This window comes from Stenotrophomonas sp. 80084_Sma (genome assembly GCF_056481995.1).
Genome location: NZ_CM151177.1, coordinates 1,849,389 through 1,863,301 on the forward strand (window position 1 = coordinate 1,849,389; position 13,913 = coordinate 1,863,301).

A 13,913-nucleotide genomic window follows, 5' to 3' on the forward strand; every position below is an offset into this window, starting at 1 on the left:
AAATGAAGACCCCCAGCACTGATACCGGCCGTCTTGCCCAGGCCTCGATCCTGGCGGTGCTGGCCGCCGGCATGCTGCCGGCCCAGTTGTTTGGCGGCCTGTTGTTCGCGCTTGAATTCAGGCGCACGCCGATGCCTGCGCTCACCGGCGGTGGGCTGATGTTCGTGTTGGCCGTGTGCAATGCGATCGCGGTGTTGCTGCCGATGGCGCTGATCCTGCAGTCTCAACAGCGGCTGCGCCGGACTGGATTCGTGCTGGTCGGCTTCGGACTGGGCGCGCTGGCCATGGCCACCTGCACCTGGCCGGGCGCGGACAATGGTCCGCTGCTGCAGCGCCTGCGCTATGTCGACACCTTCGACGTGATCAGCTATGCCTTGCAGGTGCTGGCCGCAGGTGGCTTCGGCCTGGTCGCCGGGCTGGCCTTCCATACGGTGTTCCGGCTGTCTCTGGAGGGCCGTTCCGGGCATGCCGCGCCGCCGCCGCCGGGGGAGGGGGCCTGAACAGCCCTCAGCGTCCTGCTGCGGCCCCCTGACGATGGCCAAGCGGGTGCTAGAATCCGCTCTTTCCTTTGCCGTTGCAGCGCCCCCATGCACCTGTCCCTGCTCAAGACCAAGATCCACCGCGCCACCGTCACCCATTCCGAGCTGAACTACGAAGGCTCGATCGCCATCGATGACAACCTGCTGGCTGCCACCGGCATCCGCGAGTTCGAGCAGGTGCACATCTGGGACGTGACCAACGGTGCGCGCTTCTCGACCTACGCCATCCGCGCCGAAGCAGGCAGCGGCGTTGTCTCGCTCAACGGTGGCGCCGCGCGCCACGTGCAGGTCGGTGACATCATCATCATCGCCGCGTTCGCCAGCATGACCGAGCAGGAAGCTGACAGCTTCAAGCCGAAGCTGGTGTACGTTGATGGCAAGAACCAGATCTCCCACACCAACGACACGATCCCGACCCAGGCCGCATGACAACGAACAACGGATTCGACTCGCTGCATTCCCACGCCCAGCGCCTGAAGGGCGCAAGCATTCCCAGCCTGCTCGCCGCCGAACCCGGCCGCGTGCAGGACCTGGCGCTGCGGGTCGGTCCGTTGTATGTCAATTTCGCGCGGCAGAAATACGATGCCGCGGCGTTGCAGGCCCTGCTCACGTTGGCCGCCGACCGTGATGTCGGCGGTGCCATCACCCGCTTGTTCCGTGGCGAGCAGGTCAACCTGACCGAAGGTCGCGCCGCGCTGCATACCGCGCTGCGCGGCGACGTGGTCGATGCGCCGGTGGCGGCCGAGGCCTATGCCACCGCGCGCGACATCCGCCAGCGCATGGGCGTGCTGGTGCGTGCGCTGGAAGACAGCGGCGTCACTGACGTGGTCAGCGTCGGCATCGGTGGTTCCGATCTCGGTCCGCGCCTGGTCGCCGATGCGCTGCGCCCGGTCACCGGTGCGCGCCTGCGCGTGCATTTCGTATCGAACGTGGACGGCGCCGCCATGCAGCGCACACTGGCCACGCTGGATCCGGCGAAGACCGCCGGCATCCTCATCTCCAAGACCTTCGGTACCCAGGAAACCCTGCTCAACGGCCAGATCGTGCACGACTGGCTGGGTGGCAGCGAGCGCCTGTACGCGGTCAGTGCCAATCCGGAACGTGCCGCCAAGGCCTTCGCGATCGCTGCCGATCGCGTACTGCCGATGTGGGACTGGGTCGGTGGCCGTTATTCGCTGTGGTCGGCCGTTGGTTTCCCGATCGCGCTTGCGATCGGCTTCGAGCGCTTCGAGCAGCTGCTGGACGGCGCCGCGCAGATGGATGCGCACGCGCTGGATGCACCGCTGGAGCGCAACCTGCCGGTGCTGCACGGCCTGACCGACATCTGGAACCGCAACGTGCTGGGCCATGCCACGCATGCGGTGATGACTTACGACCAGCGCCTGGCGCTGCTGCCGGCCTACCTGCAGCAGCTGGTGATGGAAAGCCTGGGCAAGCGCGTGCAGCGTGACGGCCAGCCGGTCACCACCGACACCGTGCCGGTGTGGTGGGGCGGCGCGGGCACCGATGTGCAGCACAGCTTCTTCCAGGCACTGCATCAGGGCACCAGCATCGTTCCGGCAGATTTCATCGGCTGCGTGCACAACGATGATCCCTACACGATCAATCATCAGGCCCTGCTGGCCAATCTGCTGGCGCAGACCGAAGCACTGGCCAATGGCCAGAGCAGCGACGACCCGCATCGTGATTACCCGGGCGGCCGCCCGAGCACGCTGATCCTGCTCGACGCGCTGACCCCGCAGGCGCTGGGTGCGCTGATCGCCATGTACGAACACGCCGTGTATGTGCAGTCGGTGATCTGGAACATCAACGCGTTCGACCAGTTCGGTGTCGAGCTTGGCAAGCAGTTGGCCAGTGGCCTGTTGCCGGCGCTGCAGGGTGAGGATGTGGCGGTTGCCGATCCGATGACCCGCGAGATCCTGGCGCAGCTGAAGGGCTGACCCGGCCTGCGGATGTGCCGGCGCCGGCCGGCCATCCGATGCCTCTCCGGTTGCCTTCGATCCGGTCGCGCAGGAATGGCGGCGCGGCCACTCATTCCACGTCACTTCCGTACCGCACGTGCAGCGTATTCGTGCGTCCTGCCGCAGCGCAGCTTGACGCACTTCACACGCGGATGCAGTGTGCACGGGCGGCTGTACCTGTCATCCAGTATCGCTCGCAGCATGATGTCGATGCCAGGGACTGGCCGTATCCGAAGGGACGTGGAATCGATCCATGTCCTCAACGCCTCATGTTGTGAATGACAGGAGATTGCGAATGGATCTGAACGACGATGTTGTGTCCGGCTGGCTCAATGGCTCGGACGATGTGGATGGGTTTGCCAACCCTGCGGGTTCGCTGTTCATCTATGGCGCTGGGGCCACCGAGTCCGCGCTCACGTCGGCCTCCGACACCCTGATCACCGGTGGCGGTACCGAGTGCACCACCACGATGTCGGTGGTCAATCACTGCCTGTGCTGTTGATGTAGCCCGAGCCGGCACGCAGCGGCTTGCGCTGCGTGCCGGCGACTGGAACAGACTCTGGACACTTTGCAGGGGGCGTAATGACCGCTTCTCCGGCTGCGGCCGCGTTTGCGCGCATCACCGAACATTTTCTTGTCGACGCGCGCACCGCGTTGACGGCTGGCCTGCATGACCCCGCCATCGATCTGCGGCCAGACGAGCGCGCACTCCTGCATGAGCAGGGCGATGCGGCGCTTCGTGAACATGCCCAGCTCAAGCTCAACCGCGTACTGCTGCTGGAACTGCATGCGGCCGCGCGCGGTGGTGACATCGGCCCGCTTGAGGGCGCCGGTGCGCTGGACGAATTCGTGGCCCTCGCCACCGGCGAGGGCTTCCATGAGCATCTGCAGCGACGCTACCCGGTGCTGCTGCCGCGACTGTCGCGCATGCTCGAAGGACAATGTGCGGCTGTGGTGGAGCTGGCCGCGCGCATCGGCCGTGATCGTGCGCTGCTGACGGACCTGCTCGGCAGTCCGGCAGGATCGCTGCGTGCGATCGCGCTGGGACGGGGTGACCTGCACGGCGGCGGCCGGACCGTGGCACGGCTGCAGTTCGATGGCGGCGTGCTGATGTACAAGCCGCGCTCGCTGCGCATCGATGCGGCGCTCGATGGCCTGCTCGCTGCGGTCTTTGGCGAGGGCCCGGATCGGGTGCGCGTGCCGCGTGTGGTTGATCGCGGCAGCCATGGCTGGGCCGCGTTTGCCGCGCACCGTCATTGCGCCGATGACGAAGAACTGCGTGCCTACTACCGCGGTCTTGGCCATTGGCTGGCGATCCTGCGCCTGGTCGGTGGTACCGACATCCATCTGGAGAACCTGATCGCTGTCGGGCCGGTGCCGGTCGTGATCGATGCAGAAAGTGTGTTCTCGCAGGTGATCGACGTCGAGCCGTCGGGCCTGGGTGACGCCTACGACACGGCCATCAAGCTGATGCGCAATTCCGTACTGCGCACCGGCATTGTGCCGTTCCGCACCACCGGCCTCGGCATGGAAGGTGTGGACCTGTCGGCCGCCGGCGCATTGCCGGGCGAGCAGCCGCGGGTACAGGTGCCGGTGATTGTCGAGGATGGGACGGGGCCGGCCCGGCTGGGCATGGTCGAGGCCGAAGTCGCCATCGCGCAGAACCACCCCAGCCCACAGCCGGATGTTTCGTTGTACTGGGACCACATCAGCGAGGGCTTCATCGACGCCAGTGGGCGCCTGCGCGCGCTCGATGCAAAGGGCGAACTGATGCTACTCCTGGCGGCTTTCGAAGGCTGCCAGGTGCGGGATGTGCGGCGGCCGACCATGGCCTACGCCGAGCTCGGGCGGATGCTCTGGCATCCGGCATCGCTGCACAAGGAAGCCCAGGCGGTTGAACGCGCGATCGATCTGCTGGTGCGCAATGCAGCGGTGTCACCGGCTGCGCCATCGGACCTGGAAACCGTACGTGGAGAAGTGGACGACCTGCGCCACGGTGACATTCCGATCTTCACTTCACAGCTGGACGCGACCCGCATCCGCTCCATCGCCGACAACTGGCGTTCGATGCGCATCGACCTCGAAGACGTGACCATCCGCAGCACGTTGGTGGCCACCGACCTGAACCAGCACGCGCTGGCCCGCGCCGAGGCTCGGTCCGGCTATAGCTACGCCGCGCAGCAGCCTCGCGCGGACGATCTGGACCTGCGCCGACGAACGCTTGCGGCACGCGCGGTGGAGAATCTTCTGCGTCTGGCCGTGCACGGTGAAGATGGTTCGATGACCTGGATCACGCCCGAGGTGACCCGTACCGGGTGGACCGTCCAGCCGGTGCAGCCCGACCTGTATTTCGGGCTGGGAGGCATTGCGTTCGCGCTGGCGGCCTACCGCCGGGAAGTGGAGCAGGGACGTGCCGATTCGGTGGCTGGGTTGGATCCGGCCATCGAAGGCGCCATTGCGGTGTTCCAGACCATGTGCGAGCGCCATCCCGCCGAGATCGATGGTGGTTTCGTCGGCTCGGGCTCGCAGATCTGGACCCTGCTGGCATTGCATGATCTGCTGCAGCGCCCCGCACTGCTCGCGCTGGCCGAGCGCTGTGCGGAAGGAGTGGAACGTCGTGGTTTCCAGGGGCCGGTGAAATTCGAACTGATTGATGGCGTGTCCGGCATGATCCTGCCGTTGCTGGCGCTGGCCGAGGCCACCGGCAGATCGCGCTGGCTGGAGTTGGCGGCTGCAGCCGGGCGCCGCATGCAGGAAGCAGCGATCGTCGATGCCGACGGCGCACGCTGGCCGACGCCACAGTTCCGCGAGCCGATTGGTGGCTTCGGCCACGGCGCGATGGGGATGGGCTGGGCGCTGGCACGGCTGGCGCGTTCGGATGCCGGCAGCGTGCCTGAGCGGGCCGCCTGGCGGCAGCTGGCCGAAGGAGCATTTGCGTTCCAGGCGGCGCTGTTCGAGACGCATACCGGGCGCTGGCGCGATATCCACCTGGAGGACGGGCAGAAGAATTTCCCGACCTGGTGCCATGGCAGTGTCGGCATCGGTCTGGCGGCCGCGGATCTGTATGCCCGCACCGGCGATCCCGCGCAGTTGCGTGACATGCGGCGGGCTGTGGCCGACGCGCGCGGCAAATGGGGGTTCAGCCACACCCTGTGCCACGGCGATGTGTCCACCCGGGAGCTGCTGGTTCTTGCGGCTGCGCTGGATCCGGAGGGATGTCCCTATCCGCAGGACGAGGCCGCCATCGAGATCGTTTCTTCGATCGAGGAGCACCAGGGCATGGTCGGCGGGCTGACCCGCGCGGCCTTTACTCCGGGCCTGATGATCGGTCTGGCAGGTACGATCTATGGCTTCCTGCGCATGCATCCGGCCTGCACGCTGCCGTCGCCGCTGCTGCAGGAGACGGTAGCGGCGCGGGTCGATGCGACGGCGTCGCGCTCCAGCGCCGCGCAGGACCGAGCAGTGCTGGCCGAGGTCTGAGCCGGACGGGTCCGGCGATCAACGGCTGGGATCGCGTTCCGGGCTCGGCCGCTTGGCCAGCTTGCGCTGCAGCGAACGCCGGTGCATGCCGAGCAGGCGGGCGGCTGCGGACACGTTGCCGCCGGTCTCGTGCATCGCCTGCTGGATGTGTTCCCACTGCAGGCGGCTGATCGGCGTCATCGCATCAGGCACTTCCATTTCACCATCGTCGGCCGGGCCGTCGTCTTCCTCGCCGAGCGCGCGCAGGATCATCGGTACCGTGGCCGGCTTCGGCAGGTAGTCGTCGGCACCGAGCTTGATCGCCTCCACCGCGGTGGCGATGCTGGCATAGCCGGTCACCAGCAGGATGCGCATGTCCGCGCGCAGGGCACGCAGCGGCTGGATCAGTGCCAGGCCGGAATCGCTGCCCAGCTTCAGGTCGATCAGCGCGAACGCCGGCGGATGCTGGCGGGCCAGCGCCAGCGCACTGGCGGCATCCTGTGCGGTCTGTGTTTCAAGCCCCTTGCGGGCCAGGCTGCGCTGCAGGGTGCGCAGGTACAGTTCGTCGTCGTCGACCAGCAGGCCCAGGGTGGAGTGATGAAGGCTCATGGGGTGTCCTCACGTGGGGCCAGCGGCAGGCGGAAGCCGACGCGGCTGCCGGCCCCTTGGGCCGGGCGCATCCACATCTCGCCGTCGAGGCGTTCGATGGTGGCATGGGACAGGGCCAGGCCGACGCCCATGCCCTCGCTTTTGCTGCTGCCGAACAGCTTGCCCGGCAGCACCGCGGCACGGGCGTCGAAGCCGTGGCCGTAGTCGCGGACTTCGCCGATCAGGTCGTCGCCTTCGATGCGCAGGTCCAGGTCCACGCGCGGCCGGCCGGCCTGCTCGCCGGCATCGGCGGCATTGTTGAGCAGGACCATCAGCAGATGGCCCACGCCCGGGTCGAGTGGCAGCCGCAGCGGCGCATCGTCATTGCGATGCAGGTCGATGGTCGGCCGCACCAGGCGCCACTGTTCCAGTACCTGCTGGGCGCTGGAGTGGCTGCGACCCGGTGCATCGGCCGAGGCCGGTGCGGCCAGCGCCAGCACGCGCTCGCGGCACTGCACCAGCAGCTCGCGCAGGGTTTCCATGTCTTCGCGTACTTCGGGCTCTTCGCTGCGCTCGGCGACGTCATCGGCGAGCAGCGTCATGGTCGCCAGCGGCGTGTTCAGTTCATGCGCCACCGAGGCGGCATGGGTGGCCAGGGCGACGATGCCCTCGTTGCGGGCGAAGCGTTCGCGCAGGGCCGACAGTTCCAGTTCGCGCTGGCGCAGCGCCAGTGCCAGGCGGGTGGAAAAGGTCAGCACGACCGCTGCGGAAATCAGGAAATTGGCGACCACGCCCCAGCGGTTGAGGTCCTGGGCGCGGAAATAGCCATCCGGCAGCGACTGGCCGAAGATGCCGCTGGCGGCGTAGCCGAGCAGGCAGGCCAGCGCCACCGCCAGTGCCCAGCGCAGGGGCAGGGCGAACGCGGCGAGCGCGATCAGGATCAGGAACAGCGAACTGAACGGGTTGGCCATGCCGCCACTCCAGCCCACCATCCAGGTCAGGATGATCACGTCCACCAGAATGTGGCCGAATGCGGTCAGTGGCGCGGTGTCGGCCGCCTCCGGGCGCAGCTGGGTGTAGATGTTGAACAGGGTCAGCACGGCCACGCCCGCCCACAATGGCAGCTGCGGCAACGGCAGGCCCAGCACCCAGGTGGCAACCAGGATGGTGGCGGCCTGGCCGCCTACGGCAAGCCAGCGCAGGCTGCACAGGGTTCGGAGAAACGGGGCGTCGGGACCGGTCATTCACGCTCATCGTATGCGTTCACGCGTGACCGTGCCTGCGACAATCGGCCGCAGCCGTGCCGCCGGCTGAATGCGAGTCACCCGGAATGCGGAGGCGGGCGGTAGAATGCGCCCATGCACGACGCCGTTACCCGCCCGACGCCCCCTTCCGATGCCACTGCCTGGCCCCGCCGCCAGACCCATGCCGTCCAGATCGGCGGGGTCACCGTAGGCGGAGGCAAGCCGGTCGTGGTGCAGTCGATGACCAACACCGATACCTCCGACGTGGCCTCCAGCGTGAAGCAGGTGGCCGATTTGTGGCGTGCGGGTTCGGAAATGGTGCGGCTGACCGTCAATACCGTGGAGGCGGCTGCGGCGATCCCGCGCATTGTCGACAAGCTGGCGATGATGGGCATCGACGTGCCGCTGATCGGTGACTTCCATTACAACGGCCATCAGCTGCTGACCGCCGAACCGGCCTGTGCCGAAGCGCTGGCCAAGTACCGCATCAACCCGGGCAATGTCGGCTTCGGCAAGAAGAAGGACCTGCAGTTCGCCCAGCTGATCGAGTTTGCGATCCGCTACAACAAGCCGGTGCGCATCGGTGCCAACTGGGGCTCGCTGGACCAAGCCCTGGCGGCAAAGCTGATGGACGAGAACAACCTGCGTGAGCAGCCCTGGGACGCCGGCCGCGTGCTGCGCGAGGCGCTGATCCGCTCGGCGCTGGATTCGGCAGAGCAGGCGGTGGAGCTCGGCCTGCCGCGCGACCGCATCGTGCTGTCGGCCAAGGTCAGTGGCGTGCAGGAGCTGATCGCGGTGTACCGCGACCTGGCCCAGCGCTCGGATTTCGCCCTGCACCTGGGCCTGACCGAGGCCGGAATTGGCAGCAAGGGCATCGTCGCCTCGTCCGCGGCGCTGAGCGTGCTGCTGCAGGAGGGCATCGGTGACACCATCCGCATCTCGCTGACCCCGGAACCGGGCCAGTCGCGTACGCAGGAAGTGATCGTCGCCCAGGAACTGTTGCAGACCACCGGCCAGCGCGCCTTCACGCCGCTGGTCACGGCCTGCCCGGGCTGCGGCCGCACCACCTCCGAGTTCTTCCAGGAGCTGGCCAAGGTGGTACAGAACCACGTGCGCGAGAAGATGCCGCTGTGGAAGATCCACCACCCGGGTGCGGAGAACATGACCCTGGCGGTGATGGGCTGCATCGTCAACGGACCGGGTGAGTCGCGCCATGCCAATATCGGCATCTCGCTGCCCGGCACGGGTGAAACGCCTGCAGCGCCGGTGTTCGTCGATGGCGAAAAGAAGGTGACCCTGCGTGGTGAGAACATCGCCCAGGAATTCGTCGCCCTGATCGACGATTACGTCGAACACAAGTATGTCCGAAGCGCCGGATAAGCCTGCGATCCTCGCTGCACCGGAGTCCGCCTCCGGCTTCCGCCACTGGATGGCGCGCAATGCCTGGCGCCTGGTCCTGCTGTTCGGTGGCGTGCTGCTGCCGCTGGCCGGCTTCGTCGCCCTGGCTGACGATGTGCACGAGTTTGAATCGTTCCATTTCGATGCGCCGCTGCTGTGGCAGATGCATGGCCTGCATTCGCCGCTGCTGGACCGCTTCTTCGTGCTCATTTCCAGACTGGGCTACGAATGGTTCCTGATCCCGGCCGACGTGCTGATCATCGGCGTGCTGCTGGGCTACCGGCGTTGGCGCGAGGCGACCTTCGTGGCGGTCAGCTTCGTCGGCTCGGCGCTGCTGAACATGGGCAGCAAGCACTTCTTCCAGCGCCAGCGCCCCAGCCTGTGGGAATCGATCGCGCCGGAATCGACGTTCAGCTTCCCCAGCGGCCATGCGATGGGCTCGATGACCCTGGCAGTGACCCTGGTACTGCTGGCCTGGAACACCCGCTGGCGCTGGCCGGTGCTGCTGCTGGCACCGGCATTCAGCCTGCTGGTCAGCGTGTCCCGGGTCTACCTGGGGGTGCATTACCCCTCCGATATCCTGGCCGGATGGTGTGCCGCGCTGGTTTGGGTGGTAGGGTGCTATCTGGTCATGTTCAGTCGCCGGCACCCATGGCGACGTCACGGCTCGCCGCCAGCGAAGGCCAGCGAAGCATCATCACAGGGGGATTGACGTGGATGGCCCTTGAGGGACGTCTACGTGATAGATCAGTTGTTTCGTTGCAGCAGGTTCTGCAAGACAGGGGGCAAGCACAACGCGCGGTAGTGTGATGCGCAAGGCAGATTGCCGGGGTCGCATTCCGAACGCGCTTGCAGGGGTATCGGCACCCTGCCTAGCTTGACCTGCAATGGCCGCATTCGAAGAGGTACGTGAATGACGATTCGAGTCTACCTGGTGGATGACCACGCGCTGGTCCGCACCGGGATGAAGATGATTCTGTCGGGGGAAACCGACATCGAGGTGGTGGGCGAAGCCGAGACCGGCGAAGACGCGCTGCGTGAAGTCCGCCAGCTGCTGCCCGATGTGGTGCTGTGTGACCTGCACCTGCCGGGTGTGAGCGGCATGGAAGTGACCGAGCGCATCGTGCGCAGCCACCGCAATACCCGCGTGGTGATCGTGTCGGTGCTGGAAGATGGCCCGCTGCCGAAGCGGCTGCTCGAGGCTGGCGCCGCCGGTTACATCGGCAAGGGCTGCGATGCGCAGGAGCTGTTGCGCGCGGTGCGTGACGTGGCCGGTGGCCGCCGTTACCTGGGCACCAGCATCGCGCAGAACCTGGCGCTGTCGACGGTGGAAGGCAACGGTTCGCCGTTCGACAGCCTGTCCCCGCGCGAGCTGGAGGTGGCGTTGCTGCTGACCCAGGGCCTGCGCCAGGAAGACATCGCGCGGCGGCTGAGCCTGAGTGCGAAGACGGTGAACACGCACAAGGCGCGGTTGTTCGAGAAGATGGGGATCCACGACAACATCGCGTTGGCGCGGATGGCCAGCCAGTACGGGCTGGTGGATCCGGCACGGCCGCTGTAAGGGGTTCGGCCAACGGCGAAGCCCCTCGCGGTGTGCGGCAGGATTCGTGGGGTTGGCCCTGCGGAGGGATTGCGCAGGGGACGCCGTGAATCCATCCCTGGAGGCTCGGGCGCGCCATCCATGGCGCTTACGCCCCTGCGCAATCCCTCCGCAGGGCCACGGACAGTTTCCGTGCGCCGCCACCGCGGAATGAAGAAGGAAGAGCAGGAGCGGGTCGCGCGCTGTGCGCGCTCGTCGCCTGGGGTCGGATCCCTTTCCCGGTGGGAAAGGGCTCTGACCCCTTATGACGCCGAGCCGAGCTTGGGCTCGGCTCTACACCTTTGTCGGGCTCAGTGGCCGCGCACGCGCTTGATGATCTTTGCCGCGTCTGCGGCGCTGGCGCGCACCTTGTCCCATTCGCCGTCGGCGATCCAGTTGCCCGGCACCATCCACGAACCACCGATGCAGACCACGTTCTTCTGCTCGAGGTATTCGGCGGCGGTGTTTTCGGTGATGCCACCGGTCGGGCACAGCTTGAGGTCGGCGACCGGGCCGGCCAGGCCCTTGATCATCGCCAGCCCGCCCACGGCCGTGGCCGGGAACAGCTTGCACACGCGGAAGCCGCGCGCGTACAGCGACAGCAGCTCGGTCGGCGTTGCCGCACCCGGCACCACCGGCAGCGGCGCAGCGGCCAGTGCATCAGCCAGCGCCGGCGGCGTACCCGGGGTCACCAGGAAGTCCGCGCCCGCATCGATCGACTGCTGCATCTGCTCCACGGTCAGCACCGTGCCGGCGCCCACCACCACGTCCGGCAGCTCACGCTTGAGCATCGCCAGCGCTTCCATTGCCACTGGCGTACGCAGGGTCAGCTCGATCGCCGGCAAACCACCTTCCAGCAGCGCCGCGCTGACCGCACGCGCCTGGTCCAGCGTATGAATCGTCACCACCGGCAGGATGCCTGCCGCACGCAACAGCTCCGCCGCCTTCACCTGATGTTGTTCGATACCCATGCTTTTGCCCTTGCCTTTGCTCTTCTTGATTCAGTGGCCGCAGCGCAAATGACGCGCCGGGAATTGTCCAAGGGCAGTAGAGCGCCCTGGCCGGGACCGTGAGCGGCATGGATGCCGCGATCGAGCCCCCATGGATGGGTTTACGGCGTGTCCCGGCCAGGGCGCTCTACTGCCCAAGCCGGGAAGCCTGCCGCGGCTTTTCGCTTCAGGCGTCTTTCGCCTCATGCGGCGCCGCCGCCGCCGCGGCATCGTGCCCCAGCTCATACTCCGCGTCGTACTCCCACGGCCCACCATCAGCCGCCGCCGGCCCGCACGAAATCGAAATCGCACCCTGGTCGGCCGGACCCACCACACGACGGTTGATCGCGAACAGGTTGCGGCCCAGATCATGCGCGGCAGGCGCGGTGTTCGGCGCCAGCGGACGTGCAGCCCATTCGGCTGCGTCCACCAGCACTTCCAGCGTGCCGGCCTCGCCATCCAGGCGGATCATGTCGCCCTCGCGGACCTTGGCCAGCGGACCACCCCGCGCCGCTTCCGGCGTCACGTGGATCGCTGCCGGAATCTTGCCCGAGGCGCCGGACAGGCGGCCGTCGGTGACCAGCGCCACGCGCCGGCCCTGGTTCTGCAGCAGACCCAGCAGCGGCGCCAGCGAATGCAGTTCCGGCATGCCGTTCGCTCGCGGGCCCTGGTAACGCACCACCGCCACGAAATGCTCGGGCAGCAGGCCACCGGCATGCAGCTTGTTCAACACCTGTGGTGCATCCACCACTACGGCCGGTGCTTCGATCGTGCGGTACTGCGGCTTCACCGCCGACAACTTGATCAGCGATTTGCCCAGGTTGCCACGCAGCAGGCGCAGGCCACCCTGGTGCTCGAACGGATTGTCGACGCCACGCACCACTTCGTCATCGGCGCTGCGTTCCAGGCCCGGCAGGTAGACCAGCTTGCCGTCGCGCAGCTGCGGTTCGCGTGCGTAGTCGGCCATGCCGCCACGCGCCACGCTGACCAGGTCGCCGTGCATCAGGCCGGCCTTGATCAGTTCGCCGAACACGAAGGCCGGGCCGCCTGCTGCGGCGAAGCGGTTTACATCGGCTTCGCCGTTCGGGTAGACGCGGGCCAGCAGCGGAATCAGCTGTGACAGCTCGTCGAAGTCGTCCCAGGTCAGCACGATGCCGGCCGCACGCGCCACCGCGATCCAGTGGATGGTGTGGTTGGTCGAACCGCCGGTCGCCATCAGCGCAATGACCGCGTTGATGATCGCGCGTTCGTCGATGATCCGGCCCAACGGGCGGAAGTCGTCGCCGAGTGCCGTGATGTCGAGCGCGCGCTCGGTGGCTTCATGGGTGAGGGCGTCGCGCAACGGCGTGCCTGGATTGACGAACGATGCGCCCGGCAGCTGCACGCCCATCGCTTCCAGCAGTACCTGGTTGGAATTGGCAGTGCCGTAGAAGGTGCAGGTGCCGGCGCCGTGGTACGACGCGGACTCCGCTTCCAGCAGTTCTTCGCGGGTGGCTTCGCCGGCGGCATAGCGCTCGCGCACTTCGGCCTTCTGCTTGTTCGGGATGCCCGGGGTCATCGGGCCGGCCGGCACGAACACCGCCGGCAGATGGCCGAAGGCCAGCGCACCGATCAGCAGGCCCGGCACGATCTTGTCGCACACACCGAGGTAGACGGTGGTGTCGAACATATCGTGGCTGAGCCCGATCGCGGTGGCCTGCGCGATCACATCGCGCGAGAACAGTGACAGTTCCATGCCGCCGCGGCCCTGGGTGACGCCGTCGCACATCGCCGGCACGCCGCCGGCCACCTGTGCGGTGGCGCCCAGCTCGCGGGCGATCTCGCGGATCTGCTCGGGATAGGTCTCGAACGGCTGGTGCGCCGACAGCATGTCGTTGTAGGCGGTGATGATGCCGAGGTTCGGCGTCACGCCGCCGCGCAGGCGGCTCTTGTCGGTGCCGCCGCAGGCGGCGAACCCGTGGGCGAGGTTGCCGCAGCTCAGGCGGCTGCGGAACGGGCCTTCACGCAGCGAGGCGTCGATCGCGGCCAGGTAGGCGGCACGCGAGGCGGCGCTGCGGCGGATGACGCGCTCAGTGATGGCTTGCAGTTGCGGATGGAGGCTCATTGGCTACCGGCGTTCGTGGTGGCGAGAGGCAAGCGGCGGCGCGGCGCCGCCG

Annotated in this window: 12 protein-coding genes; 8 read left to right on the forward strand and 4 right to left on the reverse strand. The window is 67.3% G+C overall.

What is annotated here, in order from left to right; genetic code table 11:
- Positions 1–2: 2 nt before the first annotated feature.
- The 5 genes from ACZK3W_RS08715 (at position 3) to ACZK3W_RS08735 (ending at position 5,980) form a co-directional block, all read left to right on the forward strand.
- Positions 3–500 carry a hypothetical protein gene (locus tag ACZK3W_RS08715; RefSeq protein WP_049400941.1) on the forward strand — a complete coding sequence of 166 codons (498 nt, stop codon included), beginning with the start codon at positions 3–5 and terminating at the stop codon, positions 498–500.
- 87 nt (positions 501–587) lie between these two features.
- The gene (panD, locus tag ACZK3W_RS08720) at positions 588–968 is read left to right on the forward strand and encodes an aspartate 1-decarboxylase (RefSeq protein ID WP_032128853.1); all 381 of its coding nucleotides are present in this window, start codon (positions 588–590) and stop codon (positions 966–968) included.
- Positions 965–2,479 carry a glucose-6-phosphate isomerase gene (pgi, locus tag ACZK3W_RS08725; RefSeq protein ID WP_478450647.1) on the forward strand — a complete coding sequence of 505 codons (1,515 nt, stop codon included), beginning with the start codon at positions 965–967 and terminating at the stop codon, positions 2,477–2,479. The genes panD and pgi overlap by 4 nt, the downstream gene beginning before the upstream one ends.
- A 316-nt stretch (positions 2,480–2,795) precedes the next feature.
- On the forward strand, positions 2,796–3,002 hold the full coding sequence (locus ACZK3W_RS08730) for a DUF6229 family protein (RefSeq protein WP_478450648.1): 207 nt from the start codon (positions 2,796–2,798) through the stop codon (positions 3,000–3,002).
- An 80-nt stretch (positions 3,003–3,082) separates the two neighbouring features.
- A complete protein-coding gene (locus ACZK3W_RS08735) occupies positions 3,083–5,980 on the forward strand; it encodes a type 2 lanthipeptide synthetase LanM family protein (RefSeq protein ID WP_478450649.1) in 2,898 nt (965 codons plus the stop codon).
- An 18-nt stretch (positions 5,981–5,998) separates the two neighbouring features.
- On the opposite strand, the gene ACZK3W_RS08740 is transcribed toward ACZK3W_RS08735, so the two are convergent.
- Both ACZK3W_RS08740 and ACZK3W_RS08745 read right to left on the reverse strand, forming a co-directional pair.
- Complete coding sequence (locus ACZK3W_RS08740) at positions 5,999–6,568, reverse strand: response regulator transcription factor (protein WP_012510702.1); 570 nt, start codon at positions 6,566–6,568, stop codon at positions 5,999–6,001.
- Positions 6,565–7,791, reverse strand: a complete 1,227-nt coding sequence (locus tag ACZK3W_RS08745) for an ATP-binding protein (RefSeq protein WP_094000016.1) — start codon at positions 7,789–7,791, stop codon at positions 6,565–6,567. The genes ACZK3W_RS08740 and ACZK3W_RS08745 overlap by 4 nt, the downstream gene beginning before the upstream one ends.
- A 114-nt stretch (positions 7,792–7,905) precedes the next feature.
- Between ACZK3W_RS08745 and ispG the strand changes: the two genes are divergently transcribed.
- The 3 genes from ispG (at position 7,906) to ACZK3W_RS08760 (ending at position 10,750) form a co-directional block, all read left to right on the forward strand.
- Positions 7,906–9,171 (forward strand): flavodoxin-dependent (E)-4-hydroxy-3-methylbut-2-enyl-diphosphate synthase, encoded by a 1,266-nt coding sequence (ispG, locus tag ACZK3W_RS08750; protein WP_478450650.1) that lies wholly within the window; start codon positions 7,906–7,908, stop codon positions 9,169–9,171.
- Positions 9,152–9,901, forward strand: coding sequence for a phosphatase PAP2 family protein (locus ACZK3W_RS08755; RefSeq protein ID WP_478450651.1), 750 nt, complete (start codon positions 9,152–9,154; stop codon positions 9,899–9,901). Before ispG ends, ACZK3W_RS08755 begins: the two co-directional genes overlap by 20 nt.
- A 201-nt stretch (positions 9,902–10,102) precedes the next feature.
- Positions 10,103–10,750, forward strand: coding sequence for a response regulator (locus ACZK3W_RS08760; RefSeq protein ID WP_004153112.1), 648 nt, complete (start codon positions 10,103–10,105; stop codon positions 10,748–10,750).
- Between the two features lie 329 nt (positions 10,751–11,079).
- On the opposite strand, the gene eda is transcribed toward ACZK3W_RS08760, so the two are convergent.
- A complete protein-coding gene (eda, locus tag ACZK3W_RS08765) occupies positions 11,080–11,739 on the reverse strand; it encodes a bifunctional 4-hydroxy-2-oxoglutarate aldolase/2-dehydro-3-deoxy-phosphogluconate aldolase (protein ID WP_032128859.1) in 660 nt (219 codons plus the stop codon).
- 205 nt (positions 11,740–11,944) lie between these two features.
- On the reverse strand, positions 11,945–13,861 hold the full coding sequence (gene edd, locus ACZK3W_RS08770; protein WP_478450652.1) for a phosphogluconate dehydratase: 1,917 nt from the start codon (positions 13,859–13,861) through the stop codon (positions 11,945–11,947).
- Positions 13,862–13,913: the final 52 nt, after the last annotated feature.